The 26,928-nt window shown below is 39.9% G+C and carries 26 protein-coding genes and 1 tRNA gene; 12 read left to right on the top strand and 15 right to left on the bottom strand.

Going from position 1 to position 26,928, the window contains the following annotated elements:
• Positions 1-43 precede the first annotated feature (43 nt).
• The 5 genes from WN50_RS19475 to WN50_RS19455 are packed head-to-tail and all read left to right on the top strand — an operon-like array spanning position 44 to position 6,263.
• Positions 44-1,879 (top strand): Cas10/Cmr2 second palm domain-containing protein, encoded by a 1,836-nt coding sequence (locus WN50_RS19475; RefSeq protein WP_046276906.1) that lies wholly within the window; start codon positions 44-46, stop codon positions 1,877-1,879.
• Positions 1,872-3,008 (top strand): type III-B CRISPR module-associated Cmr3 family protein, encoded by a 1,137-nt coding sequence (locus tag WN50_RS19470; protein WP_046276907.1) that lies wholly within the window; start codon positions 1,872-1,874, stop codon positions 3,006-3,008. The genes WN50_RS19475 and WN50_RS19470 overlap by 8 nt, the downstream gene beginning before the upstream one ends.
• 59 nt (positions 3,009-3,067) lie before the next feature.
• Positions 3,068-3,925 (top strand): RAMP superfamily CRISPR-associated protein, encoded by an 858-nt coding sequence (locus WN50_RS19465; RefSeq protein WP_046276908.1) that lies wholly within the window; start codon positions 3,068-3,070, stop codon positions 3,923-3,925.
• A 59-nt stretch (positions 3,926-3,984) separates the two neighbouring features.
• Positions 3,985-4,461 carry a hypothetical protein gene (locus tag WN50_RS19460; protein WP_046276909.1) on the top strand — a complete coding sequence of 159 codons (477 nt, stop codon included), beginning with the start codon at positions 3,985-3,987 and terminating at the stop codon, positions 4,459-4,461.
• A gap of 44 nt (positions 4,462-4,505) precedes the next feature.
• The gene (locus tag WN50_RS19455) at positions 4,506-6,263 is read left to right on the top strand and encodes an RAMP superfamily CRISPR-associated protein (RefSeq protein WP_046276910.1); all 1,758 of its coding nucleotides are present in this window, start codon (positions 4,506-4,508) and stop codon (positions 6,261-6,263) included.
• An 84-nt stretch (positions 6,264-6,347) separates the two neighbouring features.
• Here the strand turns inward: WN50_RS19455 and WN50_RS19450 are convergent, their stop codons facing one another.
• Both WN50_RS19450 and WN50_RS19445 read right to left on the bottom strand, forming a co-directional pair.
• Positions 6,348-6,932 carry an HD domain-containing protein gene (locus WN50_RS19450; protein ID WP_046276911.1) on the bottom strand — a complete coding sequence of 195 codons (585 nt, stop codon included), beginning with the start codon at positions 6,930-6,932 and terminating at the stop codon, positions 6,348-6,350.
• The gene (locus WN50_RS19445) at positions 6,932-8,398 is read right to left on the bottom strand and encodes a TIGR03985 family CRISPR-associated protein (protein ID WP_046276912.1); all 1,467 of its coding nucleotides are present in this window, start codon (positions 8,396-8,398) and stop codon (positions 6,932-6,934) included. Before WN50_RS19445 ends, WN50_RS19450 begins: the two co-directional genes overlap by 1 nt.
• 165 nt (positions 8,399-8,563) lie before the next feature.
• Between WN50_RS19445 and WN50_RS19440 the strand changes: the two genes are divergently transcribed.
• Positions 8,564-9,865: a CRISPR-associated protein Csx3 gene (locus WN50_RS19440; protein WP_160315409.1), complete on the top strand. Its 1,302-nt coding sequence runs from the start codon at positions 8,564-8,566 to the stop codon at positions 9,863-9,865.
• 493 nt (positions 9,866-10,358) lie between these two features.
• On the opposite strand, the gene WN50_RS19435 is transcribed toward WN50_RS19440, so the two are convergent.
• Positions 10,359-10,432, bottom strand: a tRNA-Val gene (locus WN50_RS19435).
• A 260-nt stretch (positions 10,433-10,692) separates the two neighbouring features.
• Here WN50_RS19435 and WN50_RS19430 point away from each other — a divergent pair.
• Positions 10,693-11,265 (top strand): hypothetical protein, encoded by a 573-nt coding sequence (locus WN50_RS19430; protein ID WP_046276913.1) that lies wholly within the window; start codon positions 10,693-10,695, stop codon positions 11,263-11,265.
• Positions 11,266-11,279: 14 nt separating this feature from the next.
• On the opposite strand, the gene WN50_RS19425 is transcribed toward WN50_RS19430, so the two are convergent.
• The 3 genes from WN50_RS19425 to WN50_RS19415 form a co-directional block, all read right to left on the bottom strand.
• Positions 11,280-11,984 (bottom strand): polysaccharide deacetylase family protein, encoded by a 705-nt coding sequence (locus WN50_RS19425; protein WP_046276914.1) that lies wholly within the window; start codon positions 11,982-11,984, stop codon positions 11,280-11,282.
• A 214-nt stretch (positions 11,985-12,198) separates the two neighbouring features.
• Positions 12,199-13,674, bottom strand: a complete 1,476-nt coding sequence (locus tag WN50_RS19420; protein WP_235441032.1) for an alpha-amylase family glycosyl hydrolase — start codon at positions 13,672-13,674, stop codon at positions 12,199-12,201.
• 29 nt (positions 13,675-13,703) lie between these two features.
• Positions 13,704-14,129 (bottom strand): hypothetical protein, encoded by a 426-nt coding sequence (locus WN50_RS19415; protein WP_046276921.1) that lies wholly within the window; start codon positions 14,127-14,129, stop codon positions 13,704-13,706.
• A 463-nt stretch (positions 14,130-14,592) separates the two neighbouring features.
• Here WN50_RS19415 and WN50_RS19410 point away from each other — a divergent pair, with 463 nt between their 5' ends.
• A complete protein-coding gene (locus tag WN50_RS19410; protein WP_049560393.1) occupies positions 14,593-15,627 on the top strand; it encodes a tetratricopeptide repeat protein in 1,035 nt (344 codons plus the stop codon).
• Between the two features lie 28 nt (positions 15,628-15,655).
• Here the strand turns inward: WN50_RS19410 and WN50_RS19405 are convergent, their stop codons facing one another.
• Positions 15,656-16,348: a hypothetical protein gene (locus WN50_RS19405; RefSeq protein ID WP_049560389.1), complete on the bottom strand. Its 693-nt coding sequence runs from the start codon at positions 16,346-16,348 to the stop codon at positions 15,656-15,658.
• Between the two features lie 930 nt (positions 16,349-17,278).
• On the opposite strand from WN50_RS19405, the gene pruA reads away from it, so the two are divergent.
• On the top strand, positions 17,279-20,260 hold the full coding sequence (pruA, locus tag WN50_RS19400) for an L-glutamate gamma-semialdehyde dehydrogenase (RefSeq protein ID WP_046276916.1): 2,982 nt from the start codon (positions 17,279-17,281) through the stop codon (positions 20,258-20,260).
• A gap of 78 nt (positions 20,261-20,338) precedes the next feature.
• On the opposite strand, the gene WN50_RS19395 is transcribed toward pruA, so the two are convergent.
• The 3 genes from WN50_RS19395 to WN50_RS19385 are packed head-to-tail and all read right to left on the bottom strand — an operon-like array spanning position 20,339 to position 22,466.
• The gene (locus WN50_RS19395; protein WP_046276917.1) at positions 20,339-21,010 is read right to left on the bottom strand and encodes a hypothetical protein; all 672 of its coding nucleotides are present in this window, start codon (positions 21,008-21,010) and stop codon (positions 20,339-20,341) included.
• Positions 21,011-21,034: 24 nt separating this feature from the next.
• Positions 21,035-22,150 carry a S1 family peptidase gene (locus tag WN50_RS19390; RefSeq protein ID WP_046277255.1) on the bottom strand — a complete coding sequence of 372 codons (1,116 nt, stop codon included), beginning with the start codon at positions 22,148-22,150 and terminating at the stop codon, positions 21,035-21,037.
• A gap of 4 nt (positions 22,151-22,154) precedes the next feature.
• The gene (locus tag WN50_RS19385) at positions 22,155-22,466 is read right to left on the bottom strand and encodes a CU044_2847 family protein (RefSeq protein ID WP_046277254.1); all 312 of its coding nucleotides are present in this window, start codon (positions 22,464-22,466) and stop codon (positions 22,155-22,157) included.
• 207 nt (positions 22,467-22,673) lie between these two features.
• On the opposite strand from WN50_RS19385, the gene WN50_RS19380 reads away from it, so the two are divergent.
• The gene (locus WN50_RS19380) at positions 22,674-22,913 is read left to right on the top strand and encodes a hypothetical protein (RefSeq protein ID WP_046277253.1); all 240 of its coding nucleotides are present in this window, start codon (positions 22,674-22,676) and stop codon (positions 22,911-22,913) included.
• A gap of 237 nt (positions 22,914-23,150) precedes the next feature.
• Here WN50_RS19380 and WN50_RS19375 read toward each other — a convergent pair whose 3' ends face one another.
• Together WN50_RS19375 and WN50_RS19370 are read right to left on the bottom strand one after the other, a co-directional pair.
• Positions 23,151-23,465, bottom strand: a complete 315-nt coding sequence (locus WN50_RS19375; RefSeq protein ID WP_046277252.1) for a helix-turn-helix domain-containing transcriptional regulator — start codon at positions 23,463-23,465, stop codon at positions 23,151-23,153.
• Positions 23,437-23,784 (bottom strand): type II toxin-antitoxin system RelE/ParE family toxin, encoded by a 348-nt coding sequence (locus tag WN50_RS19370; protein ID WP_046277251.1) that lies wholly within the window; start codon positions 23,782-23,784, stop codon positions 23,437-23,439. Before WN50_RS19370 ends, WN50_RS19375 begins: the two co-directional genes overlap by 29 nt.
• A 109-nt stretch (positions 23,785-23,893) precedes the next feature.
• On the opposite strand from WN50_RS19370, the gene WN50_RS19365 reads away from it, so the two are divergent.
• Together WN50_RS19365 and WN50_RS32490 are read left to right on the top strand one after the other, a co-directional pair.
• Positions 23,894-24,118: a hypothetical protein gene (locus WN50_RS19365; RefSeq protein WP_046277250.1), complete on the top strand. Its 225-nt coding sequence runs from the start codon at positions 23,894-23,896 to the stop codon at positions 24,116-24,118.
• 7 nt (positions 24,119-24,125) lie between these two features.
• Complete coding sequence (locus WN50_RS32490; RefSeq protein WP_072075612.1) at positions 24,126-24,377, top strand: Txe/YoeB family addiction module toxin; 252 nt, start codon at positions 24,126-24,128, stop codon at positions 24,375-24,377.
• 286 nt (positions 24,378-24,663) lie between these two features.
• On the opposite strand, the gene WN50_RS35425 is transcribed toward WN50_RS32490, so the two are convergent.
• The 3 genes from WN50_RS35425 to WN50_RS19355 form a co-directional block, all read right to left on the bottom strand.
• On the bottom strand, positions 24,664-24,804 hold the full coding sequence (locus WN50_RS35425) for a PIN domain-containing protein (protein ID WP_200906318.1): 141 nt from the start codon (positions 24,802-24,804) through the stop codon (positions 24,664-24,666).
• A 67-nt stretch (positions 24,805-24,871) separates the two neighbouring features.
• The gene (locus WN50_RS19360; RefSeq protein WP_235441030.1) at positions 24,872-25,546 is read right to left on the bottom strand and encodes a phosphatase PAP2 family protein; all 675 of its coding nucleotides are present in this window, start codon (positions 25,544-25,546) and stop codon (positions 24,872-24,874) included.
• A gap of 44 nt (positions 25,547-25,590) precedes the next feature.
• The gene (locus tag WN50_RS19355) at positions 25,591-26,637 is read right to left on the bottom strand and encodes a YegS/Rv2252/BmrU family lipid kinase (protein WP_046277249.1); all 1,047 of its coding nucleotides are present in this window, start codon (positions 26,635-26,637) and stop codon (positions 25,591-25,593) included.
• Positions 26,638-26,928: the final 291 nt, after the last annotated feature.

The following is a 26,928-nucleotide window of genomic DNA, read 5'->3' as shown; positions in this document are numbered from 1 at the left end:
AAAATGCCCAGAATTGCCTAAACTCTAAATTTCTTTATTCCCCATGAATCAGCCAGTTTACACGGTTATTACCTTTGCCCCCGTGCAGGGGTTTATCGAAAAATCCCGCAAACTTCGAGATTTATATGGGAGTTCTTATATCCTGTCTTTTTTGTCTTGGGTTATTTGCCAAGTTGCTGAAACCCAAAAACTCGAGGTTATTTCTCCCGCACTCCCGAATATTACTCAAGGAATGCCCAATCAAATTATTTTAAAAGGCGATGTCTCTCCAGAAAATTTAGATCTAATCAAACGTCGATTTAATCAAGCTTGGCGACTGATTGCTGAAACCTGTCAAGATTGGATAGAAAACAATATTAAAACCTGGACAGACTCAAAAAAAGAAACCCATCTGTGGGACTATAGTATCTGGAAAAGAGATTGGGATTTGTGGAAAAATCATGCTTGGGAATATTTCGAGGCTTCAGGGAAACCGGGTGAAAGTATTACTCAAGTTCGGGAGCGGATTAATCAAGTAAAAACTTTACGCGACTGGACAGGAATTAACTGGCAAGGAGAAAGTTCAACTCTATCCGGTACCGATGCGATCGCCTATCCCGACTTAGGACGAATTGCCGATCCTCGTCATTACAATTATCCATCAGAAAGAACAAAAATTCAAGCCTTTTACGAGAAGTTGAGCCTGGTACTCGGAGAATCATTTATTGATATTCGAGAACAATTGAGTATTCCAGAATTGATCAAACGCTTAATCACCCATGAAATGATTGCCAATAGACTCAAAGAAAAATTACCTCTACTGGAAATCGAGGATCGAGCCGATCAAATTCCCCAAATTGCCAAAGAATTAAATCCGGCATCTTTCAAAGACTTAAACCGACTCAAAGATTCGGAAGACGAGCAAAAATATAAGACGGGGTGGTTTTTAGGAGATGGAGATGGTGCAGCTAAATATTTTAAGCAAATTGGCAAACAAGGCATTGAAGCCGAAGAAAAAGGGACTCAGAGTTTTAGTCAAGAAATGCGAGAATGGGGGAAACAACTTCGAGAGCTACAAGCAGAATATTTAGACCATAAAGGACGGATGGTTTATGCAGGTGGAGATGACTTTTTAGGCGTTCTTTACAAGGTAGAAGAACCAATCTCTCCTCTGGAATGTTTTCAATGGTTTTATCAATTTAAGTCACAAGTTTGGCACAAAAAACCCAAGCGCAAAATAATTACAGCGAGTGTGGGGTTTGTTTGGGCGGGAGCGCAGGTTCCCCAACGAGATATTTTACAGCATTGTCATCTAGCAGAAAAATCGGCTAAAAGTGGAGGACGCGATCGCATTGCCTTTCGGATATTATTTAATAGTGGTAATCATTTAGAATGGGTTTGTCCCTGGTGGATGCTCGATCAACAGGATTTATCAGAAGCCGCAAAAAAGCTATCTCTACTCAATCTTCCTGATCAAAATTTGATTGAGAGTTATCGCGATCGCAGTGGGGGAAAAAATTGGACTCACTTCTACCAAGATGTCGCTATTTTAGAATCACGTCACGCTTTTCGAGGAACCAAAGTCAAAAAGCAAGGAAAGTGGATAGAAAAGCCAGAAATTGACATTGCATTGGGACTGATTGACATTTATTTTGGTTCAGACTGGCAGAAAATAATCTTTCAACCTCAATCTTGGTGGAATTTTTATGACGATGAAATCCAAACATTTACAGGACTTTTAGGCGATCCCAAAACCGTTAATCCTGATTGTGAATACTACTCTTGTTTTAATCAAAACCTAGAAGATTTAAGTCAGTTACCCTCAGTTAAACACGCCTTGAATAACTGGGTGATCAATCTTGCAAAAGTGGGATTTCACTTAACAAAAGAAAATGAGTAAAACTCCTTCAGTTCAGTTTGAATATCTGATTATTGTTGAACCATTAGGCTTTCTTTATGGAAGTGCAGGACGGTTTCTGTCTCCAGAAAACCTCGTTGGACGTTCAGGAACAAGCTTTCCTCCCAGCACCGCAACCCTCTCAGGTATTTTTGCCGCAACCGGGAAAGATGAGATCAGAAATCTATATCTTGCCGGGCCATTTTGGGGAAAAATTGATGAGGTTAAAAATCAACAAGACTTCTACGTTCCTACTCCTTTAACCTATCTAGTTAAAAATAATAAAATTGAACATAAACTTCGTTGGGATTCTTCAAAAGAAGGCTGGTTTGATGAGAAAGGTGAAGCCCCTAGTGATAAATTTGATAAAGGAACTTGGATCTCACTTTCCCAGTGGAATACTCTTCATAATGTGGGAAATAAGAAGTATAACTGGAAATTTTCTCCCCATCTTCATCCCCGACTTGAAGCCGATGAACGCCGAGTTGTTAGAAAAGCAAAAGGGAATGAAACCGCAGAAACACAAGGTAGTCTGTTTCTAGAAAATGCAGTTCAAATGCACCCAGAAACGTGTTTAGTTTACCTCTCAACTCATCCTCTTGAACCGAGTTGGTATCGGTTGGGTGGTGAAGGTCATCTGGTTGAAATTGACTGTATTAACCTCAATGAAAATCACAAAGCTTTGCTCAATCAACCCGTTGGTCAACAATTTGCTTTAATTACTCCTGCGGTTTGGGGATCGAATCGTCTTTCCTATCGAGAACCGATAGATTTACAAAAAAGCGATCGCCAAAACCCTCTAAACATAAATAATCAGTTTGTTTGGTCTGTTGAAGCACTTTATACAGCCCGCCCGATGCCCTTTCGTTATCGCTTAGGAAATCCTGATTCTCCCAACGATCAAGCCTCTTTAGAAACCCCAAAAAACCGACCACAAATTACCCCATCAAACTCACCTAAATTGCTTTCACGAGGTCGATATGCGGTTCCCTCTGGAACAGTTTATGTGTTAAAAAATCCGATCAAGCAATCTTGGCAAGAGTGGGATGAGAATTGGTTTCCCAAAGAGGGGCCATCCCTAAAACGTTGGGGGTGCGGTTTAGCTTTACCGTTGTCTATGAAAGAAAAATAATCAGGTGAACTCAAACTCAACTTCAACTGATAAGAACTAACAATTTAGGAGGTCTGCAAATGTATCACAAAGGTTATGGTATTATTGAAACGTTAGCTCCCCTTCACGTTGGAGCCAGTGCAGGTGAAGAAAGCGGAAATTTGAATTTGATTTTCCGCGATCAATTTACTCAAACCGGGATTATTCCAGGGAGTTCAATTCGGGGACGATTTCGTGCAGATCTGCGTCAAACAAAAGGAAATGTTGATTATTGGTATGGAAAAGAAGCAGCTAGTCCATCCTCTGATCATTCATCGAGTAATACTTCAGAAAATGGAACAACAGAAGGAATTGTTAAGTTTGAATATGGTTCAATTGTTTGGATTCCCGTTTATTGTCCAAATCAACCCGTTGTTAGAGTGTCATGTCCAGCTTTACTCAGACGATATCAGAAAATTACAGGTCAAACCGTAACGAAGTTCAAACCATACAGTTACTTTGGTCAGACTCAGAGTAAAAAACTCTTTTTTAATTTAGGTTTCTTACATCTTCAAGATCCAGACAACAATCTCAAAAAATGTATGCCTTCAGGTATTGATAATGCAGAGCAATATCTTTTGCTCGTTGTTGATGACACTGAAATTTCAATGATTCATGATATGGCTCTCTATCGTCAAAGCCGAGTTTCACTGGAAACCGACCGTAAAAAAGCTAAAAAAGGTGCTTTTTTTGATGTAGAAGCACTTCCCGAAGGAACAGTTCTCATATTTCCCTTTGCACTTCGGAAAGAATATCAGCAAAACCCTATTAATCCCCAACAATTTTTAGAAGATAGTAAATTTTCTAACCGGAGTAAAGAATTGTACTTTGGAGGTCTTGAATCAATTGGTTTTGGTCGAACTAATGTCTCGCTGGAAACTTTACCTATAACGGAGTAGCTCAATACTTTCTGTTTTTAATTCGTGGTCAACTTTTGCAAAAAATTAACGTACATATTATGACTCAACCGAATGACACCCAAGAGGAAAAAGGCTGGCAACCCTATAGCCTCGATTATTATGCTCAAGAAATTGTCTTAAAGCATCGAGACAAAAATAATGTTCTCAATGAATCCCACAAAATGCGAATGGCGGTTGCTTATGGGTTAGAACGTTTTTGGGGTGAGCATCTACGTCTTCAAAGGGAGAATTTAGATAAAAGTCAATATTGGAAAGATGTTTGGGATAAGTTAGCTGAAATCTTGGGCGATTCAGAAATTATATTACCCAATCACAATGTTACTTCAAATCTTCCTGATAAAACTCCTGAAGAAAAACGCAGGAAACAAGCAGATGAAACCAAAAAAATCCAGGCAATGGCTAAAGCAATCTGGTCAATGCAACTTTCAGAACAACGGGTTGCATTGATGGTACTCACTCAATTTTGTGATTCACTGGTATGGTGGACACAACGCTACAAAACCAAAAATAACTAAGTTTTTCTGATTAGAACCATTGACTTTAAGAGGAAAAAAGAAGTATGAGTTTTGCCCAAGCATTTCAACGAGCAGTCACTCAAAAAGGAAACGAGGCTAACATCACAATTCCAGACATTAATAATTCAGATACAAACAATTGGGAACCGACTGACCTGAATCAAGTTCCGATGATGTATCGCGCTCAAGTTCAAGGACGTTGTAGCTTACAATATGGAAAAAATAATACAGACTTAGAAGAATGGACTGAGCAATGGATCTACCCAAATCCTAACAATCACCAAACCCCATTTTATCAGTATTCAGAAGTTAAATTAGGTCGAGAGGGTTCAATTTATCGCATCCAAGTTGAGTTTCCCTTTCGAGTCTTTACGAACTGTGGTCAAGATAGTATTTTGCGTCCCACCCTCGGAAAAAATGGTATTCCTTTTATTCCGGGTAGTAGTATTAAAGGCTTGTTTAAACGATTACCTAACTTCGATAAAAGTCTCGCTCAAGAGATCATAGAGGACTACTGTGGAAGTCAGGAAAAACAAGGAATTTTAAGATTTCATGGAGCTTATCCAGTCGGGGACTGGGCAGGAACAAAAGAGGTAAAATCAGACAATAATCCTGAAAAAACTCGCTACTTAATCGTTGATGTTGTTCATCCGCAGCAAAACCGCCAAGTTGAAGGAAAGGGTTCTCCGAAAGCGATCGCGATCATTAGTTTTTATCAACCCAAATTAGTCTTTGAGTTTAGTAGTATCAAAGATTTGTCTGAGGAAGATTGGAAAAATTTTGAAAGAAGATTTAAACTCGCACTCAGGTTAGGTTTAGGTGGAAAAACCAGTACAGGCTATGGATTGTATACTTCTCCTCAAGATGAGAGTTTGTATCCCATCTGGGTAGACTTAAAAGGTAAAGGTGTGAGTCCCTTACTCCGAAGTGATGAACCGGAATTTCGACCCAATTTGTTTAAAGCAAGTCTTCAAGGTCATGTTCGTCGTTTATTAGCTGGAGTTAGTAATCGAAAGGAAGATGTAGATCAAGTGGTCAATCGATTATTTGGATGTACCACAGAACCGGGGAGTTTACAGCTTTATTGGCAGTCTCAATCGATAGATGTTAGTCAAACTCTAGGACAAGAAAATACACCCATTTATCAAGCGAAAGGAACACTTTATCTAGATGTCAAAAATAAAAAAGATCGGCATTTTATGGAAAATGTTCTGAAATTTGCCTTCACAATGGGAGGGTTTGGAAAATCATGGCGTAGAGTTTGGCATCAAGACTTCTTTCCCAACTATAACACACGCGCTATTGGTTGTCATTGGGAATGGTTAGATAGTGATCTCAAAAAATTAGAGATTCAAAGTTCTGATGAATTCAAAAAGTTTCTGAATCATTTACAGAAAGAAACTCAACAGTATTTAGGTATTTCAAAGCCTCAAAGCTTGTCTTGGAAAGAGGCTTGGAATCCCGAACGTTTAACGGTTTATAGTCAGGTTGTTGATCGATCACAGGCTATTCGTCTATTTCACAATGAGCAATTCAAGACCACACCTGCTATCGGAGGACGACAACCCGGTGATCAAAGACCTACATTTTTTAGCTGTGTTTGGCATCGAATGTTACCGATTGAACAAAAGAAATATCTAGAGATTGTCACTCTTTTTCATGGAGGTCAGTCTAAAAATTTAACAGATCAATGGATACGCAAAGCCAACGGAAACAATGAGAATCAACTTCCTGTGTTTGTTAAACAACTTGAAAATCAAGGATTCCAAAAAACTTGGGGAAGTGATCCTCCGAAAAGTTAATTCTTTACTGTTGCGAGATTCAAGAATTAAGTAAAAGGCTGACATCAACCCCCGACTACTTCTTATCATCGGGGGAATATTGGGCTAGGAGTTCAAATTCTTCATTTGAGTCACCACCCGTTCCAGTTCGCTGAGAAGAAAGCCCTGAGTTTTCTGTTGATAAATCTCTAGTAAATGATCATAAAACCAAACGGTTCCTTCATAACCCCCTGTAAATTTTTGCCAAACACTATTTCCCTGACGATGAAAATCTGCCACAATTGAACGAGCATTGTGCAGTTTATCAGCAATGGACACCCGCAAGACGGAAGGAGAGGCTTGAGCTAACTGTTCGAGATAATGCAGTTTCCGTTGATGCCAGGGCGGTTTGGGTAGCGTATAGGGTTCGGTGCAACCGTCCACAATTTCGACGACTCGTTTCCCAAACTGATTCATAATGACTGCTCGGGTTTTTATCCCCCCTTGATCTTCAACCGCATCATGCAGCAGGGCGGCGATCGCTTCGTCTTCATCGCCTCCATCTTCGAGAACCAAAGCCGCCACACTCAACAAATGACTGATGTAGGGAATATTGCTGCTTTTTCTCACCTGATATCGATGCAGTTGAGTTGCCAAAACTAACGCCTGTTCAAAGCGATTTGAAAGCTGAGGATGTTCTGTCGTTTCCATTATTCTTTGTGGTAAAGTTTCCATGTTTTTTGAATTTCTGTTGCCATCAATTCTCGTAAATCCCAAGGCAAGAGTACCTCAACCATTGCTCCCCAAGCTCTCAAGCGCATAATCACATTATAGTCATCTTGACGATAGTTCAAACGGCAATAGACATCACAGGGGTGACTTTTTAAGAGGCTCAAAAGCTGCTGATGCTGAAGGGAATTGACTTGAGCATTTGAGATCAACTTTTGAGCTTGCTTGAGGGGGATTTTTTTAAACAATTCATCCCGTTCTGTGCCTTCGATATAACGATTATGAAAATAAGGGTCAAACCGCAGTAACAGAAGTTTATAGGGTTTGTAGAAATCAAATCCCCAGGCTTCACTTCTCAATTCTTCAATCATTTGAGGAGTCTTTGACGCGCAAATCTCTCGGTTAAATTGCGGCTTCTCAACCTGATGCCAATCTAGAGATTGCAAGTGCTTAATTCGATCTAAACGATAGTCATACCAATCCATTTGGGTTGGCGATCGCGGCGTTTCACCAAAAGCAAAAAGGTAGGGCGCACGGTGAGAATAGTAAAGACACACGGGATAGATGATATATTCTTCACCTTCATCTTGATGGTTTTGAAAGTTGCGAGCGCTCACATACAGAACACAAGCAGGAGGAACCGGTATCTGTTCCCAGATCTGCTTTAGTTGTTGTCTTAGGGTATGAATTTGTGCTGAAAATTGCCGATGAATAACGTATTCAATCTCTAGAAAAAATCGCTGCTGTCCATTGATTTCACGAGAAAAGTCTTCAAAAAAATTTACTAAATCATTTTGAATCACATTGCGAACACTGCCCTCACCATTATCCAAGTTTTCTGGGGCAGAAGAAGCCTGTAAGCAAGGAAATTGTCGAACTTTTTGATATGGACTTCGACTGTTTTTTCCCAAGGGAGTCAGAGGTTTTGCGATTTCTAGCCACCCCATTTCTACCAAGGCTTTAAAGTCATATTGAAGATTTTTACGAGTCATCGCAAATAAACGATGCGCTCTATTTTGATGAAAATTTTTGTACGGTTCAACCCCTCCAAAGGTTAATAAACTTTCCAATGCTTCGGGTTCTAGAGGATAAAGTTGTCGAAAACAACGTCGCCAATCATCAGAATTCACACCCATTTCAGGCGAAAATAACCAATCTTTTAGGGTTTTTGCACAGGCACAATGAGGATCATGGTAGTCTGGAAATTTGTCCTCTCGATGAAACTCCGGTTGGGTAAAAAACTGTTTTCGCCACTGGCTGTAAGTAAAGGTTTCTGCAAGTTGTACCCGCACCGGATCAGCTTCGTCCCCATACAGGGATCTAAGGATGACCCATAACCGCACCGCTTTGGGTAAGTTTTGTTTGAGTGATCCCCGTGCCAGAATTTGTAACAACTCAACCTCTGGGCGAAAATCAAACGTTCTGTTCAATTTGATGCTGTTAACCATGCTTACAATTCCCCCATCAGCTATTGGCAATCAGACAGTCCCACTGAGTCAGGATCATATTTTTGATTCCTGTTCAGTTCTTTCTCAGATTAACGTACTGTGGAAAGCCCCTTTTCCAGCTTGATGTCAAAGTATATAGAGTTTATTAACAGTTCTGCAAAAGCAATGACACCCTATCACATCCATTTTTGCGAAGATGTCTTGAAGCTTGATTTTGCCAAAACTCCTAATGGTGAGACTATCCCGGCAGATGGCGATCAAATTGTCGCAGAAGTTGAGTCTCAACTTGAACAGATGATCGCAAACGGTGAACTCCGAGGCGGCAATTTGCTTAAAATTTCGGGTCGAATTCCGGTCTTAGCCTGTTACACTGTTGCACATAAAGTTGCTGATTTGTATCGATCAGTTGCAGTTTGTGATCCTCGTCTAGAGGCTTATGTGGTTGTCAACAGCAGTAGGAACGAATATCCTCTAGGGAGTCGGATTGATTTACAAACTGGAGAAGTAGAGCTTATTTCTCATTCTTCTATGACTGAGCCATCATTCTTCATTAATTGGGAACAAGATGTACTGACTACCAGTATTAATCCTACCTTAAAAGTCGATGGAGATCAAATCGTTCGAGATGTAGGAAAGCGTTTAGGGCAGATGATCTCGAATGGTGAGTTGAGAGGCGGCAAATTATTAAAGATTAATGGACGTTCAACCGTTCTTGCTAGTTTTGTCATCGCCAATCAGCTTGCTGATTTATACGCCAGTATTGCCGTTTGCGATCCGAAACTCGGAGATATTGGAGTAGAGCGATATGTAGTCACGATTAGTCATTCTCAGAATTATCCAGTCGGTCACAGTATCGATGTTCGATCTCAGTTAAAGTCAGCGTTCAAAGTGGTTCTTTGCGGCCCTGCCAATAGTGGAAAAACCGTTTTAAAAGAGGGCTTAAAGCAAGCAATTTTGCTGCATCCTGAAGCACCTACAGATTTCTATACGATTTCCGGATGTCCAGATGGAGACGGCTCTTTTTACTATGAAACGGCTCAGAAGAATTCTGAGTTAGCTCGACAATTAAAGACTGAATACAAAGCTAAGTTTACGCCAGAATTTGCCCTCTCAAAAGCCCGAGATATTGAACGGATTAGTAACTCTCTACTGTTGTTCGATGTGGGGGGAAAAATCACCCCGGAAAATCAAATCATCATGTCTAAAGCGACTCATGCTGTCATTCTGGCAAAAACTGAGGATGAAGTTCGAGATTGGAAAAACTTTTGCGAAACTCAACTTGATCATCCTTTATCTATTGTTGCAATTCTTTACAGTGATTATTCAGGTTATACTGATACGATTGAAAATAAGTCTCCGATTCTTCAAGGAAGAGTTCACTACCTAGAACGGGGTGAGGACGTTTCTAATCGCCTCATGGTCAAAACGTTGGCTGACAAACTGATTAAGCTGGTTCAATCTGCTTGATACTAGACTGGTGCAATGTCTCAATCTTTCTCTTGAATAATCAGGTTGCCGTTCTCTAAATTTCAAACGCTCAAAATGTGTTGCCCGTTGACGCAACTCGGTGCGTTTCTGTTCATATTCAAGTTGCTGCGGGGGAGCTTCAGTTTCAAAAATTCTTCCCCGTTTTGGGCTTGTATGCGATACGGAGTCGCGCCACGCTACGCGATCGCGTACTGATAGTAGTGGTCATGGTTTTTAGGAGGTAATTTGTACTTTATTGATTGAGAAAATCGGGAAGTCGGGGTCAAGGGTTCAATACACCCTGCGTAGTTTTCATACAGAGTCTTGACATCATAGCCTGTTAACAGATCGCAAAAATATAGTCCCACCTAAAAATCGAAAAGCTGTGGGGTCTTATTGACCACATCTGGCCACAAGCGTGGCAATCTATTCAAGTCGCGATCGCATCAATTGTAGACCTGAAAACCCCCGTTTTGTAAGGGTTTGGGGTTAATGGACACAACAGGACTCGAACCTGTGGCCTCCACGATGTCAACGTGGCGCTCTAACCAACTGAGCTATGCGTCCGAACAAGTTATAACTATAGCACAGATTTTCTCAGATGTGCAATCTCTAGAGCTTATTTCGCAGATATTTTTCGAGCAGATGTTGCTCTCGGAGAACTCTACAGAGAATTGATGAGCTGTGACTGGCTCAACTCTGACGCTGAGACGGTAAACTGAGATTGAACGATAGTGTCAACTCTTGAGTGGCATCGCCAAAATGTTTAGAAAGACGAACTGGAGCCACCGAGCCACCCTACCATTATAAAAGCGGAGGAGAACATCATGGCTAAACAAAGTCTAGGAAATATGGTCAAAGAGGAAGCTCAGAAAGTTAACGAGTCAGAAGTCCAAACCGTAGAAGCAGAAGTTGTCTCTACCGAAGTTCAAGAAGAAGGGACTGAAACTCCTCAGCGACGCAAGAACCCGACTAAAGCGGATCTCGAAGTTCAGATCACTGAATTAACATCTGAGATCACTGAATTAACATCAGCTTTAGAAATGTCTCGGGAGAACGAACAAAGTTTACAAGAGAAGGTGTTGCATCTACAGTCTGAAGTTGAGGAAAAAGTTAAATTAATTGCTCAACTTCAAGAAGAACTTAAACGCAATGATGTTACTGAAGAACTCGAAAAGGCTCAAAAAGCGGCTTTTCAACTCTCCGAAAACAACGCCAAGCTGATGGCAGAATTAGAAGCTATCAAAACGGAAAAGGAACAGCTAAAAGCTCATCAAAAACCTCAAGCTCAACCCGTTCAAAAAGCCCAACTTCCGCAGTTAATTCGTCGCCCTGATCATGTTCAAAATCAGCCGAAAACTTCTTCTGATGACTTTTCTCAAAGTACATGGTTACTCTAATTACTGAGATGAGATTAAACTTGATTAAAAAGCTCAGTCAAGCTGACAACTCGGTAATTCTTTTGACTCAATTCAAGCAAGATCTTCTTTAAGGCGAGAACGGTGTTATTAGACCGTTGTACTGAACCGCCATGCAGTACCAAAATCGCCCCAGGAAATATAAATCTAGCGATATATTGGGCTGAAAATAGTGGATTTTCTGTGAATGCAAAGGTATCGAGAGGAATCATCGAAGCGAGGGCAAATTGACGATTATATCCTTCAGTTTGTGCGAGATGATGCAGAGATTTAACCATTGTTGGGTTGTAACGACCTCGCGCTGGTCTAAACCATTTAATCTGGGCTTCTGTGTTTTGAGTTAATTCTTGATGGGCTTTCCATAATTCTTCTTCAAATTCCCGAGGGTTTAAGTCAGCATGAGTGCGGTCAAAGACTCCATGATTGCCGATTTCATGGTTTTGTTCTAATATATTTTTTATCGCATCTTGCTTTCCCTGAAGATAGCTGGTCGTGATAAAAAATGTAGCTTTGACTTGCTTTTCAACCCCGGTTATTTTTTGGTTGTGACTAAAAATTTCATCAAGAATGAGTTGAGTTGATTGATCACCCACATCATCAATCGTTAAAGCAATCATCGGATTAACTGTGGGTTTGTAAAACAACGCATCGGGAAAATTAGAGGCGACTAGAGTTGTTAAATGTTGAGGACAAAAGAACATAACTGATCACCGAAAATAGGATAAATTAAAGAAAATTTCAAACTCCTGCGAGTCTATAAACGATTTCACTGATCAATCCAATAAATCCGGCTAAAACTTAAAAACTCGGATTTTTCAAAGATTTGGTTTCTTATAGTCACTCTTGTCGGGGCGGGTTGATTGAGTTTTTTTCTGAATAGAATTTTGAATTGAATAACCAGTCCCGCCCGTTAAGTTAGATAGTCAAATCAAAAACATGATAACCCCAAGCAGGTAAATCTAAGTATAAACCCGATGACAATAATTCATTTCCTTGACGTTCATAAGAAGCCTCACTCATTAAGTCTTTGAGTTGACAGGTTCTATTTTGTAAATCATCAAAAGAAAGTTGTAGATAACATTGGCTGGGATAAGCCGAATAATTAACAACAATTAATAAGCGTTTTTCATCTCCTTGCCAAGTAAAAGCCGTGAAGTTCTTCCAAGTCCAATTCTCGGTCCAAGCTGGCTTATAATTAAGCAATTGCCAGTTGCCACTCTGTACAACAGGTAAACGTAAACAAGCTAATAACTGATGATAAAAAGAGGCTAAATTTGGATCAGTTAATTGTTCCAAACTTCGACCTAAATGAACCGATATTTTCTTAGCCCAACCCTGTAATTGTCCTTCGTGAAAAAAGCGTAAACCCGGACAAAGATAAGTTAAAATAGCAGCAGCTTGATGAACACTAGGGGGGAAGGTTGAAGCTGCTCGAGGTTCATCGTGATTTTCAAGAAACCGGACTAATTTACTTTGATAATTAACATCAGCCCACAAATGTTCTAACACCAGATCAGTCTGTTGACCGATTAAGCGATCATAGAGTTTTTTATCATAAGTAAAATCAAATCCTTGTTGTTGTAGCCTCCATTCCATATTCCAATAAACTTCTGCCATAAACACAAAATCTTGATGTTGCTTTCGCACCTGATGAATGGCTTCTGGCCAAAATAATTCGGAAGTCATTCCCCAAGTCCGTTGAAAGATTTCAGGAAGAATTAACATCGCCATATCACAGCGAACCCCATCACAAAGTTGAGCAACTTTTAATAACTCTGCTAACATTGCTTTAAGAACAGCCGGATTGTGATAATTGAGTTGCAAAGTATCCGGCCAACCGGGAAAATAGGGATCGCGTCCGTGAGCAAAAACGGGGTTTTTTCCAGCTACAGGAATCTGCACATAATTGAGCGGTTCTTGTTCGAGATCACTGAGAGTTCCTTGAATATAAAAATCCGGGTGTTCCTCCACCCAAGGACAATCGAGTGCGGTATGATTAGGAACAAAATCCAGCATCAGTTTGAGTCCGCGTTGCTGAAGACGTTTCCGCAGTCGTAGTAAAGCTTCATTACCTCCGAGAAGTTCGCTAACGCGATAACGAGTAATGGCAAAACAAGAGCCACAGATATCATCTTCCTGTAAATCACTCAACAGTTCTTCGTATTCTCTGCGCCAACCGGGGTGAGAACGAGAAACATTTCGCCCTAAAAGTCCTGTTTCCCAAACTCCTAAAAAGTAAATCCAATTAAACCCGAGGTTTACCCATTCATCGAGTTCAGTGTCGGGAATATCATCTAAGGTAGCCGGACAATTTAATTGATTAGAAAGTTGTCTGAGTCGAACACGAGTATTGACTTGATAGAGACTCGGATAGGAAACGGAATTGATCACAAAATTCTCCTCGTTAACAAAATTCAAGTTCAGTTGGCACCATTAAATAACTCGAAAACCTGACGACAAAACAGTTTGAGCTGATCGGCGGCTTCTGAAGTGGGTTGAGTTGCTCCCTGAAAACTCCAATTATCTATCGTTGAGACTTTCCACTGTTGTCCTGAGTGATCATATCCCGCCGCTTCAACTCCGATCGCACGCCGCTCTCCTTCTAAGGGATCTTGATAGAAGCGAATTTGAATAAGAATGCAACGACTTTGCATTAAACGGCTTCTTCCGGGAAAATGGAAGCCAATATCAATGGAGTCAGGATCAACCCATTCTCGTGTGTCTGGATCGTTCATCCAGGGTTTAAGATCGACTCTAACATCGGGAAACTGCGCTTTGAATAAATTGACTACGGATGCAATTTTGCTCGCCACTTCAACGTTATTTGCTTGTTCAGCCGCATTCACGAAACATTTCTCCTTCTTGCGATCTACAAAACTTTGACTGAGAACCACCGTTTTGAAGCAGTGGATGAAAGTCAACGAATGCCCTTGAGGGTTTCGTACCTGTTCTGTAGTATAGTATTGACGTTAAATCCTCAAAAAAACAACAGTGACAAATCCAAACGAGGAGTCAAGTTCACAAAACTGCCATCCTGCCGACGCTGTAATCTTTGATTACAGTACAGGAGTTCCGGCTGACCGCGTTAAGATTCTACCCCGTCTGAAAGTTGCTCAAACGTCTCACCGGGGGTATTCCCAGGCTTACAGTTATCACTCACTTCATTAAAAAAACACAAAGAACACCAAGAACAAATCTTCGTGTCTTGGTGTCTTGGTGGTGAATTTTCCTATCCCAAAAATCTCATAAGTAATGGGCTAGACGTTTAACCTCAATATTCCTACAATTAATAAACATTGAAGGGTATGGATGATGAAAGACGCTAAAACGCTGATTGTGGCTTTAAGTATTATTATCTTGGGTTCGTTGGGTTGGGTTTGGCGCACAAAATCTGTGCAGAGTCAAGTGATTGCCAAAGCAGAAACCCAGGTAGAAAACCTCGGAGATCTCAATCAAATTTCTCAGCCGGAACAGCTTAAAAATGCTCAACAGCAAATCGAATCTGCTTTACTGACTTTAGATAATATACCGACTTTACCGGTTGTTGCTCCCGCACCGCAAGCGGTGACTGAAAATCTCGATCAATATTCTGCTAAACTCGATGAAATTGAACGGAAATTGCAACAAAAAGCCGAAGGACAACAGGGTATAGAAGCCGCGAAAAAACAGGCTTGGGAAGCCGCAAAGTTAGTCCAAAATCCCCCTCATTCAGCAGAAGTTTGGCAAGAAGCACAGCAAAAATGGCAACAAGCTATGAGTCAACTGATTAAGATTCCTGAAGATAGCCCGGAATTTGCTGCTGCTCAAGCTAAACTGCAAGATTATCAGAAAAATTATGACGTTGTTAATCAATATTATGAGAAAGCAAAACAAGCGGTTAAGCTGAATAATCAGGCGATGAAATTAATGGAGTCGGGTGATTATCAAGAAGCGATTACCACCCTGAATGAAGCGATTAATCTTAATCCGGGACAAATAGAAGCTTATCTCAACCGAGGTTTTGCTTATTCCGAATTAAACAGTCATGCTTCAGCGATCGCCAATTACGATAAAGCGATTCAACTGGCACCAAATAATGCAGATGCTTACTATTATCGCGCTGATGAATATTTGCAAGCGGGAAATGCACCCAAAGCGTTGGCAGATTATAATAAAGCGATTCAACTCAATCCCAATTATTCCCAAGCTTATTTAGATCGGGGATTTATTTATTATCAACAGGGAGAGAGTATAAAAGCGATTGAAGATTTACAAAAAGCGGCAGATTTATTAGGTCAAAAAGGCGATATTCAGACACAAAAAACAGCCTTAGAGGTGATTCAGGATATCCGAAATTCCCTTTAAGAAAGTTCCGAATCCTGAATGTCTGATGTTAATGTTGGGATAAGTATCGCCTCTGAGACAACAAAATTTGTTGAGAGCAAGTGCTAAATAGATAAAAACACCAAGTCGCAATTCCCATTAACTTACTGCCATCTTCGAGGAGGAAAAAGAGATTGCTTTCATTTCCAACATAATCAATTTCACCGGGTAGAATATCGATGAATAATGAAAATCCTAAAAATAAAAAAGCTAATCCGAGAAGTTTAAAGTTAGTTGATTTTAAAATAATAGTTCTAAAGTAAACCACATGAAAAAACACCCAAGTTAATGTGAGGAGAATAACCAGTTTTTCAGGAATACCTAAGTAAAGCGGCATCACTTCATCATGCAGCATAAAAAAGTCATCAATCATCATCCAAGCTGAAATTAATCCAAAATAACCTAGACAATTTTTTATTTTTTTTGCCTGTCCTGTTGTGGGTTGAAGTAGAAAAAATGTAAACAGACAAACCGCTGCACTACAACACAAAACCAAAACTCCCAGGTTAGAAATTAATCCCGTATAAGGTGGAGTATTTTTGTCAGCAAAAACATCGCGCGTTAAGATATGAACCGGAACTGCATTTTGTAAACCTGAAACCAACAAGATCAAAAAGAAGGGAAGATAGAACTTCAATAAGTTGAAAACGGTTTGATTAGGGACAACTTTTCTGAAATTAGACACGTGAAAATTAACTTTCATTTTTCAAAATTGAAAGTGAACAAATGAAGGGATTGACAACTGTAAGCCAATCCTTGTTTTGTAGGAATTTAACCCAGTTAACTTATAACCAGAGTTTAACTTATTTTTAACCTAAATTAAAAATATATCCTCCCTAAGATAGAAATTTTAACGAAATAGCCAGGGTTTTAGGCACTTATAGCAATATAACGCAGTTAACCCGCAGGTTATCCTCTGTTAACCTTCGGTTGAGGGGAGTCACGATCAGCAAAAACGCCCATATACAGTTATTTCCCGACTCTATCCTGAGTTATAGAGACCCTGAAGCCCGGATTTCGCAGGTTAAGTAAAGTTTAAGCTAAGTTAACTTGCCGTCATCGCACTGAAGCCGCAAAATCTAACTATCCTCATCCTTTTTGAATACATGATGAACAATTTAATCTCAGTCAAGCGATTATTTTCTCTCTGTAAAAGAACTTGCAAACGCAATTATAAGATGGCTATGTTTTAGAAGTTTTTAATGCAATTGGAGAATCCATTCAAGTGATTGTTGTTCCAATTTCTGCGGTTGAACCTTTGAGAGAAGATGAAATTCTGACGGTTCGTTCGTTGGCAAAAATGAATTCAATTTTAAACTGATTCCACAACCGACTTTAAAACGTCAGGGTGATTAATGTTATATTTTCAATCAGTCGAAATCTTATAATCTTCAGGGGTTAAAAAAAACACAAGAGAATCAATTTTAGAAAGGGTGGCTGATTTTACCTCTGATTTAACTGAAGAAAAAATAAATCAATTGCCTTCTGTTTTCTAAAACGTTAAAAATAATTGACCCTTTCGACGTACAATAGAATAAAGAATCTATTCACCAACGAGGGAGAGAGAAAGTGCTAGTAAACCGTCTCTTTCCCTTGTTACTCATCTAGAATCATTGTTGGAGAAACATTAACCGTGGTTGCACAAGCTCCTGACACATACGAAACCAAAACACAAGAAATCGCTAAACAACTCCTCGCCGCAACGCAAGAGAAAAAGCGCTCATTTCTCGGACAGTTGCAAGACCAAATGCGTTGGGATGATAAACTCCTTGACTGGACGATGGCGAACCCCGGACTGCGCGTGCAGTTATTCCATTTTATCGACTGTTTACCCGCCCTGCGAAGTAAACCGGAAATCGCTGCTCACCTGCAAGAATATCTTACCACAGAAGAAGTCGAACTTCCTGACGCCTTAAAAAAACTTCTCAACTTTGCAAACCCCGACTCGGTACCGGGAAAATTAGCCGCAACAACCGTCGCCCCCGCAGTGGAAACCCTCGCCCATAAATACATCGCGGGTGACTCCATTCCTCACGTTATTAACACCTTAGAAAAACTGCGGAAAGATAAACTGGCTTTCACCGTTGACTTACTCGGAGAAGCTGTTATTACCGAAGCCGAAGCCCAGGCTTATCTCAACAGTTATTTAGAGTTGATGGAAAAACTCAGCGAAGCGGCGAAAAAATGGTCAACCATTCCTCAAATTGATGAAGCCGACGGACAACCGATTTCCAAAGTTCAAGTGTCTGTTAAATTAACCGCTTTTTATTCCCAATTTGACCCTTTAGACGCCAAAGGAAGCGAAGCAAAAGTTAGTGAACGTATCCGAATTTTACTCCGTCGGGCGGCAGAATTAGGCGCTGCGGTTCACTTTGATATGGAACAATACACCTATAAAAATCTCACCTACAGCATTTTAAAAAATCTGTTGATGGAAGAAGAATTTCGCAGTCGTACCGATATCGGGATGACGGTTCAAGCCTATTTGCGAGATTCCAAAAAAGATTTAGAAGGCATCATCGAATGGGCAAAATTGCGCGGAAATCCCGTAACGGTGCGGCTGGTGAAAGGCGCGTATTGGGACCAAGAAACCATCAAAGCCATGCAAAATGACTGGCCCCAACCGGTTTATAATGATAAAGCGGCAACCGATGCGAACTATGAAGAATTGACCCAATTGATGTTAGAAAATCATCAATACATCTATTCGGCAATTGGTAGCCATAACGTTCGTTCTCAAGCTAAAGCTATTGCGATCGCTCAAACGTTAAATGTTCCCCGTCGCGCCTTTGAAATGCAGGTATTATATGGCATGGGCGACCAATTAGCAAAAGCTTTAGCCAAAGAAGGATATCGGGTGCGAATGTATTGTCCCTACGGTGATTTATTACCGGGAATGTCTTACTTAATTCGCCGTTTGTTGGAGAATACTGCTAATAGTTCATTCCTGCGTCAAAGTTCAGAAAATCGACCCTTAGAAGAACTGTTAGCGCCGCCCAAACCCAACACCGAAAGCAATATTAAAGACACTTGGAAACCTGTATTTCCCAATGCGCCGGATAGTGATTATGCAGACACCGTTCAACGGGATAAAGCCTTTCGAGCGTTGGAAACCGTTCGTCAACAATTGGGTCAAACTTATCTCCCTTTAATTAACGGAAAACGGGAACAAACCGAAACCATTGTTGATTCTGTTAACCCTTCTAATCCCTCAGAAATTGTCGGAAAAATTGGGTTAATTAGTATTGCACAAGCCGACCAAGCATTAGAAGCTGCTAAAGCCGCATTTCCGGCTTGGAAACGGACACCGGTTCGTCAACGTGCGGGGGTGTTACGCAAAGCCGCAGAATTGATGGAACAACGCCGCCACGAGTTGTGCGCTTGGATGGTTTATGAAGTCGGAAAAGCGTTGCATCAGTGCGATGCGGAAGTCTCTGAAGCGATTGATTTTTGTCGCTATTATGCTGATGAAATGGAACGCTTAGATCAGGGATATATTTATGATACCGCCGGAGAAACGGATCGTTATCATTATCAACCGCGTGGGATTTCTGTTGTGATTTCGCCCTGGAATTTTCCCCTCGCTATTCCTGTTGGGATGACGGTTGCATCGTTAGTAACGGGAAATTGTACGCTGTTAAAACCTGCGGAAGTTTCATCAGTAATTGCTGCGAAAATTGCCGAAGTTTTAGTTGATGCGGGGATACCAAACGGGGTATTTCAATATATTCCCTGCAAGGGTTCAACGGTGGGTTCTCATCTGGTGAAACATCCCGACGTTCACATGATTACCTTCACGGGTTCTCAAGAGGTTGGTTCTCGCATTTACGCCGAAGCTGCGGTGTTGCGTCCCGGACAAAAACATCTCAAGCGTGTTATTGCAGAAATGGGCGGAAAAAATGCGATTATTGTTGATGAAAGTGCGGACTTAGATCAGGCGGTTGCAGGTGTCGTTTATTCGGCGTTTGGCTACAGTGGTCAGAAGTGTTCGGCTTGTTCTCGGGTGGTGGTTTTAGAACCCGTTTATGAGGCGTTTGTTAGCCGTTTAACCGAAGCAGTGCGATCGCTTAATGTGGGTGATGCTGTTCATCCTAGCACGTTTGTTGGTCCGGTAATTGATGCTAATGCTCAAAAACGGATTTTAGAATACATTGAAATTGGCAAACAAGAAGCGGAACTCGCCATTCAAGTTCCCGCACCAGAAACGGGATATTTTGTTCCGCCAACGGTATTTGTGAACGTTTCACCGACGGCAAAAATTGCCCAAGAGGAGATTTTTGGGCCAGTTTTAGCGGTGATTAAAGCGGCGAATTTTGAGGAAGCGATTAATATTGCCAACGGTACAAACTTTGCTTTAACAGGCGGTTTGTATTCTCGAACTCCGTCTCATATTGCCCAAGCAAAAGCCGATTTTGAAGTGGGGAATTTGTACATTAACCGAGGAATTACGGGCGCAATTGTTTCCCGTCAACCGTTCGGAGGGTTTAAACTTTCCGGTGTTGGTTCCAAAGCAGGAGGGCCGGATTATTTGTTACAATTCCTCGAACCTCGGACGATAACTGAGAATATTCAACGTCAAGGGTTCGCGCCGATAGAAGGGTTCAGTAACGAGTAGAATATTAGTTAGGGGCATGACAATAATGTTGTGTCCCTAATTAACAATGGGTGATATAGGATTATCTCTATATTGAAATTAAAATTTATCGCGATATTTTTTTCGATTCTTAGGAGGCTCAAAATTATTTTCTTCAGCTTCTTTTTTATTTTTAAAACACCAAGTAACTGATTTGTAGTATCGTTGATCTTCTGGTGTATAGTATATTCCTCGACGTGGATCATCTTTGGGTAGATTCTCAGTTACTCGAATAGGATACCCAGGAGGACATTCATTATTCTCATTGGGTGGAACTCCACAAGTAAAACCTTTCTCTTTTTGTTGTTCTTCAATATATATTTCTCTATCTTCTCGTTGACGCTTTTTCTGTTTGTATTCCTTTTTTGCTTCTTCAATATTGTGACTTATAGTTGATTTTAAATTCCGAAGTCTAATGGCTTGATCGGAGTTCTTGATCAATGATTTAGATTGTGAATTTTCGTACTTAGATAAAATATTTTCAGCTTCCTGTAATATCTTTTCCAGCTTATTTAATTCAAATTCATCTAGGTTTGTAGTGTTCTTTAGCTTGTCTTGTGCAATATTGTATAATGGAATCATTGCAGCCGAGACACCACCAAAAATCAACATGAAAATTAGCCAAATCAATTGATACCATGTTAAGTAACCGCAACCACAAAGCGCAGCAAGTATTAAAAAAAATTCAAATCGTTCTTTGATCTCTTGCCAAATTTTAGAATTAGAGGACATACACACTTACTTTATAAAGATACATTAATTCTCAGGATCTAGATAGATTAATTTAGTCTTGTCAGGATCTACTTTTAAACCAACAGTCTCTGTTGCCGTTTTGAACCCTGCTTTTGTTAAAGTAACCTGTGCTGTTTCTCTAGCTGGAACTTCTATTTCAAAATATCCATTTCTATCTGTCATTTTTTGAACGGGCGGGCCATCGAAAATAATTTGAACCGTCACGTTTTCAACGGGTTGAGCATTCTCACGATTACGAACAGTAACCCCTATCCTTTGATATTCTAAGTCTGGAGAATCTTGATTAACTTGAACACTCTCGTTTGGGTTAGCTTGGATATAGTCCCAGCCAGAAACTCCACTAACCATAATTATAAAAGCAAAAATAGCTTTAACCCAACTGGGTAATTTTTTTATTTCTTCTAACACTTTGGTTCCCGAAAAGATATGAGTTTCTACAGTTTTTATTCTAGCATTTAAGTTAGATGAACTTTGGCTTCCATCACCTGTGGATGCCATACTAACTTCTAATGGAAAAGACAAGGACGGCATTTCACGAATTTTGAGCAATGCTGCTATAGAAATCGCTCGTCCGATTTTACCCTCTTTTTCCATATGAGTGACTACACCTAAAACACGGCTCGTTTCTTGATCGATAACAGGTGAACCGCTATAACCTGCTTGGAGTTGATTCTCTTGACTCATCCGCAACTCTAAAACAGCAGCCCGTTCTAGAGACTTTTCTATTAGTTGAACTACTTCACCTGTTTCAGAGCAAATTCCTTCTATAGTTTTACAAGAGTGTTGTTTATTTCCACTGTAAAGATAGTAACCTGCTATCTTAATAGTTCTTTTCTCCTCACCTGATAAAGTTATTAGATGTAATAAAGGCAAGTTTGAAAGTCCCTCAGCTTGTAGAATAGCTAAGTCAAAGCCTTGGACATCTCCCAATGCCAAAACTTTTGCAGGAATGCCATTAACCAGTACACTATCCTCACCACCCACATCCTTGATAACATGAGCGCAGGTAACTAGATATGTTTGATCCTGATCTCGATGAATAGCAAAACCAGTACCAATTACATTGTCCTTCTTGGTACTGGTGATTAAAACGACAGAATTCTCTAGCCCCGTATTCATTCCATTACTGCTTGGGCTTTAACACCAGCTTAACTTTAAGATTTGCACCCGTTTTTGCTTTTGTAATATATATATTTCCTTCACCCTCGAAATTAAAAGCTACTTCAACCTCAGCTTGCTCAATCTCCATATCTTTATTGATTTCTTTCCAAGCTTCAGCAATGGGGCGACTGATACTAACTAAAATAGGCTTAACTTTCTCAAAACTGGATTTTACTTCCTTCACCACATTCGTTGAAATGGGCTGCGCTTCATCTTCTGGGACTTCAGCCTCGACTAAAATCCCATCTTCTAATTCAATTAGTCTAGTTGCCATTTAGCTTAATTACTCACTCTCAGCATAATCTAATTACAGCATAAACCATACCTAATTGTCACCCTGTTAACTTCGTTACCTGAGCGAGAGGCGATCGCTGAAATGTGAAAAACTTGTGTAAAATAAACGTTAGATTAAGATATAATAAATGTGATGGGTTTTGGGAGCGATCGCCAATGAAAATAGAAATTCAGCGAAGATGTTGAAATGGCTAGAAAATTAGCCAACATTCAACAACAAACCGAGCAAGATGTATTAGAGGTGATTCAGTCTTCCATTGAAATACACTATCAGCAATTGCAACAACAAGCCGATCCTTTAGCAAAGTTAAAGCAAAGTCCGTTTGTTGGTTGTTTTCAAGCCGAACCAGACTTAGCAGAAAAATCTGTCATTACCATTCATCCCGAACTTGATGCTGATATTCTAGAGGGTCTTGAGTTAATTTAATCACTCCTGAAAATTTTGATAAATCAGACTGTTCCTGCTCGAAAAAATGACTCTGTTCTAGAAATTTCTCAATTTTCTGCCAATCGTGATAATCAATAATAACACCAACTGGGCGCATTTTTTCATCCAAAATTAGTCTTTTTTTAAGGGGGTGCATATTGTTCTCCAAATCGTGAGACAAAATTTAGCTTTTGAACGGCACTATCTATTATAATCTGTTCGGAGCGATCGCATTAATTATTCTTTGACCTTGACAGACAACTCAAAACCCAAAGCATTCAACAGTTCTACAAAAGTATAAATTTCAGTTCCGCCACTTTCTGCTAAAACTTGATCGAGCTTTTCATAATTTTGCTTGGCTGACTCTGAGAGATTATTCATTTTAATTTGTGCTTCAATTACATTTCTCAAAACCTTTCTTAAAAGATAAGGTTCATCGCCCCCTTCTTCTAAAGAAACTTCTATATAACCTGCGGCTTCTTCAGAATCTTTCAGAGATTCAATTAGATAATCGTGGTAACTATCACTGGTTGGAACTTGTATTTCTTGCATTGTAGTCTCTCCAATACTTCTTAGCAGTTTGAATATCTGTTACTTGGGTCTTTTTATCTCCGCCACAGAGCAGAAGGATAATTGTTAACCCGACTTGTCCAAAGTAGATGCGATATCCAGGGCCATAGTTTAGCCTGAGTTCAAATACTCCTTCGCCAACAGAGCGATAATCACCGAGATTACCTTCTTCAACTCGGTCAAGCCTCAACTTTATTTTAAGTCTAGCTTTCCTATCTTGCAATGAATCTATCCATTCACTAAACGGAATTTTACCATCAACTTTAATATAACGTCGAATTTCCCTCGGTTGTGCTTCCATAAATTATATTAGAGTTGCTTCCAGTTTCAATATTACTGGAGTTTGAGGCGATCGCTGAAATGTGAAATAACTGTGTTAAACTAAGGTTGGAGTCGGTGAAGTTTGAAAGATGCAAAAAGTCTACAAAGTTAAGGCTAACGACTTAGATGATCGTTTTTTGACCGAGTTGAAAGCCACATTTCGAGATCAAGAAATTGAAATCATTGTTTCGGAGATTGATGAAACTTCATACTTATTAAAGTCTCCAGCTAATCGAGAAAAATTGCTCAAAGCCGTAGATAATATTAAGAAAAGAGAGAATCTGGTTGAATTTAATAGCGATGATCTGACATGAGAAAAAAATCGTCTTTGAAGCATCAGCCTTTGAAGATTTTAACGCATGGGCTACTCAGGATAAAAAGCTCTATGGAAAAATTATTAAGTTAATTCAGGATATTGATCGCTCTCCTTTTGAGGGTTTGGGTAAACCAGAACCTTTAAAATATGAACTCAGTGGATTTTGGTCAAGGCGCATCAACGATGAGCATCGCTTAGTTTATCAAGTAACAGATAACGAAATTATCATCGCTTCATGCAAATATCATTACCAGTAATGATGATACCTACTAAAGTTGTATTTCAATTCTGCAAGAGAAAGACGAGGGTGGGTGACAACCAATGACTTAATTGTTGAGATCGCCAATTTTTTGCTGTCACCCACCCTACTGTTAAGCGATCGCATAAATGTTAAAGAACTGTGTTAAAGTAACGTTCGAGTAACCGCAAGATCTAACGCCAAACCTGAACTTGCATGACATCAAAATGATAATCATACGTCCAAACAGGCAAGTTTAAGCGAACAGCAACAACAGCAGTAACAGCATCAAATAAAGTAATTCTTTAAACAGTAGGATAAAGAATAATAACCTCTAGACTTTCTTGAGCGAGTCTTTGTAGCTCTGCTTGGGACTGAATATGATACTGATCGCTTGGATCAAATGCTGCATAAAGAGGGCCTGTATCAGCAATAACTGCTCTCAAGATTCCTCCTCTGACGGCTGACGGGTAAGAACTTGATCGTGTAACCTATATTTAAATAATTATAAGACTATAAATTAAATCTTTTTTCTGCTAGTTTTAGGCTAAAAATACAAGCAGTTAACCATACTAATCCGGCTGCATATCCTGCTATAATATCAGTCGGCCAGTGAACACCTAAATACAAGCGGCTGAGTCCGATGATGAAAATTAAAAGACTCGTTAGGGTAATAATAACTTTTGACGAAGCTTTAAATTGAGTGATTAAGTAGTAGCTAACGATACCATAGACGACTAATGAAATCATCGCATGACCGCTCGGAAAACTTTTGAATTTTACATCCACAATTTGTTGCCAAAGTTGAGGACGAGAGCGAGAAAATAGAACTTTTAGCCAGTAATTTAAACCCATTGCTCCTCCCGAAGCAATTGCGAGTATTCCTAACTTAGCCTTTTGTTTGTAGTGGATTAAAATCAAACTGACAACCCCGGTGAATAAAATTAAAAAATTTGGATTTCCTAAAACAGTAATACCGCGAAAGATTTGGTTTAAAACAGGGGTATGCCAGGATTGAAAATGCTGAAGAATTGCTGTATCTAACGCTTTAGTCTCTTGTTCAAGCACTTCCTCAGCAATTTCAAAGAAAACCCAGAGTGATAGAGCAGATAAAATTAATCCACTACTAACCAGTGAGAAAAGCCGAGTTAAAATCTGAGAAGTAATTTTTTTTGTCTTTTGTTTCATCAACTGTTGGTTTATGGGCGATAGACTTCAATATTTTTAAAAGTTTAATCGGGAAGTCGATAATCTACAATCAAAACATCTATATTACTTTTCTCCTCTTTTTGTTGAGTTTGAACTTGATTTTGAGGTTCACCTGTCTTGGATTTAATTTTTAATCCCGGTAATCCTTGCAATTTTTCAGGTTGTTCTGATGAGAATTTATCAGGAACAATGATGTTGAGTTTGCCAGGAATACACTCGATTTCAACAGGAGTTTGTCCGACCACTTCTCCATCTACAGCCACCTTTTGGGGGGGATCGGTACTGACTCGAATTCGTTGGGTTCGGAAGTAGCCAATATCGTTTCGTGTAGCATTATCTTCAGCGAGAGCAGACAGCAGTAAATGATAAGATGCTCCTACGGCTTTCCAACGATTTTTAGGGGAAAAAATTGTTACATCTAAGAGTCCATCATCAACAATAATCCCCGCCGGGCCTTGAGCTAAAATAGAAGAAGCGGGGGCAACATTTGCAATGGTAATTGCTGTTGCTTCAACCTCGATAATTCGATCCTGGGTTTCGAGTTGAGCGTAAAATGTTTTAAAACCTTTCCACTGCTTGAACGCTGCAATATAGTAAGCTAATACTCCGAAGCGATTTTTGGCTTTTCGATTTGCATCTTCAATCATACCTGCTTCTAAACCCACACCCGCTAAGAGCATCATGGGTTTTCCTTCGCATCTTCCCATATCAACAACTCGCTGTTTTCCGGCTAAAATGACTTTGCAAGCTCCTTCTATATCTTGAGGAATATTGAGAGCATTTGCAAACGCATTTGCAGTTCCTCGGGCAATAATTCCTAAAGAAATATCGCTTTCAACTAAAACTCCCGCAACTTGAGAAACGGTACCATCTCCTCCTGAAGCAATCAAACATTCTACATTTCGTTCGAGGGCTTCTTGGGCTAATTGTTGAGCAGATATGTCTTCAGTGGTAAACTGAATATCTAAATGAATATGAGGTTTCAAGTGACGTTTAATTTCGCAGAGATCTTGATCGGGATCGCTTTGACCTGCAACGGGATTAAAAATCAAACAAGCTGAATCAAGCATAAAAAAAATACTCCGATGTTTTGAGGATATTAAGTGATAGGATATAAAATCTTATTGATCTGGCTTTAAGTTTGTGTCTAATCATAACAAAAACAATGACGATCTGAAGAAATAACATCTAATTTCTACCGTCCGAATGAAGAATCTATCTCGGGAGATAGGAAAAAGTTAACACAATTCAGCCAATAGGTAGAGGAGATTCTGAAGATTACCAAAAATTGCCGCACACGCCCCTACCTTTTAGGTATGGGGATATAAGGCCAGGAAAAATGCTATAATAACTCTACTGGC

This window comes from Limnoraphis robusta CS-951 (assembly GCF_000972705.2).
Note: the sequence above shows the minus strand (reverse complement) of the source record. Positions and strands in the feature narration are given on the sequence as shown.

Excerpts from the sequence above, each read along its gene's own strand:
- WN50_RS19475 (WP_046276906.1), top strand. The coding sequence starts at position 44 with ATGAATCAGCCAGTTTACACGGTTATTACCTTTGCCCCCGTGCAGGGG.
- WN50_RS19470 (WP_046276907.1), top strand. The coding sequence starts at position 1,872 with ATGAGTAAAACTCCTTCAGTTCAGTTTGAATATCTGATTATTGTTGAA.
- WN50_RS19465 (WP_046276908.1), top strand. The coding sequence starts at position 3,068 with ATGTATCACAAAGGTTATGGTATTATTGAAACGTTAGCTCCCCTTCAC.
- WN50_RS19460 (WP_046276909.1), top strand. The coding sequence starts at position 3,985 with ATGACTCAACCGAATGACACCCAAGAGGAAAAAGGCTGGCAACCCTAT.
- WN50_RS19455 (WP_046276910.1), top strand. The coding sequence starts at position 4,506 with ATGAGTTTTGCCCAAGCATTTCAACGAGCAGTCACTCAAAAAGGAAAC.
- WN50_RS19450 (WP_046276911.1), bottom strand. The coding sequence starts at position 6,932 with ATGGAAACGACAGAACATCCTCAGCTTTCAAATCGCTTTGAACAGGCG.
- WN50_RS19445 (WP_046276912.1), bottom strand. The coding sequence starts at position 8,398 with ATGGTTAACAGCATCAAATTGAACAGAACGTTTGATTTTCGCCCAGAG.
- WN50_RS19440 (WP_160315409.1), top strand. The coding sequence starts at position 8,564 with ATGACACCCTATCACATCCATTTTTGCGAAGATGTCTTGAAGCTTGAT.
- WN50_RS19430 (WP_046276913.1), top strand. The coding sequence starts at position 10,693 with ATGGCTAAACAAAGTCTAGGAAATATGGTCAAAGAGGAAGCTCAGAAA.
- WN50_RS19425 (WP_046276914.1), bottom strand. The coding sequence starts at position 11,984 with ATGTTCTTTTGTCCTCAACATTTAACAACTCTAGTCGCCTCTAATTTT.
- WN50_RS19410 (WP_049560393.1), top strand. The coding sequence starts at position 14,593 with ATGATGAAAGACGCTAAAACGCTGATTGTGGCTTTAAGTATTATTATC.
- WN50_RS19405 (WP_049560389.1), bottom strand. The coding sequence starts at position 16,348 with ATGAAAGTTAATTTTCACGTGTCTAATTTCAGAAAAGTTGTCCCTAAT.
- WN50_RS19395 (WP_046276917.1), bottom strand. The coding sequence starts at position 21,010 with ATGTCCTCTAATTCTAAAATTTGGCAAGAGATCAAAGAACGATTTGAA.
- WN50_RS19390 (WP_046277255.1), bottom strand. The coding sequence starts at position 22,150 with ATGAATACGGGGCTAGAGAATTCTGTCGTTTTAATCACCAGTACCAAG.
- WN50_RS19385 (WP_046277254.1), bottom strand. The coding sequence starts at position 22,466 with ATGGCAACTAGACTAATTGAATTAGAAGATGGGATTTTAGTCGAGGCT.
- WN50_RS19380 (WP_046277253.1), top strand. The coding sequence starts at position 22,674 with ATGGCTAGAAAATTAGCCAACATTCAACAACAAACCGAGCAAGATGTA.
- WN50_RS19375 (WP_046277252.1), bottom strand. The coding sequence starts at position 23,465 with ATGCAAGAAATACAAGTTCCAACCAGTGATAGTTACCACGATTATCTA.
- WN50_RS19370 (WP_046277251.1), bottom strand. The coding sequence starts at position 23,784 with ATGGAAGCACAACCGAGGGAAATTCGACGTTATATTAAAGTTGATGGT.
- WN50_RS19365 (WP_046277250.1), top strand. The coding sequence starts at position 23,894 with ATGCAAAAAGTCTACAAAGTTAAGGCTAACGACTTAGATGATCGTTTT.
- WN50_RS19360 (WP_235441030.1), bottom strand. The coding sequence starts at position 25,546 with ATGAAACAAAAGACAAAAAAAATTACTTCTCAGATTTTAACTCGGCTT.
- WN50_RS19355 (WP_046277249.1), bottom strand. The coding sequence starts at position 26,637 with ATGCTTGATTCAGCTTGTTTGATTTTTAATCCCGTTGCAGGTCAAAGC.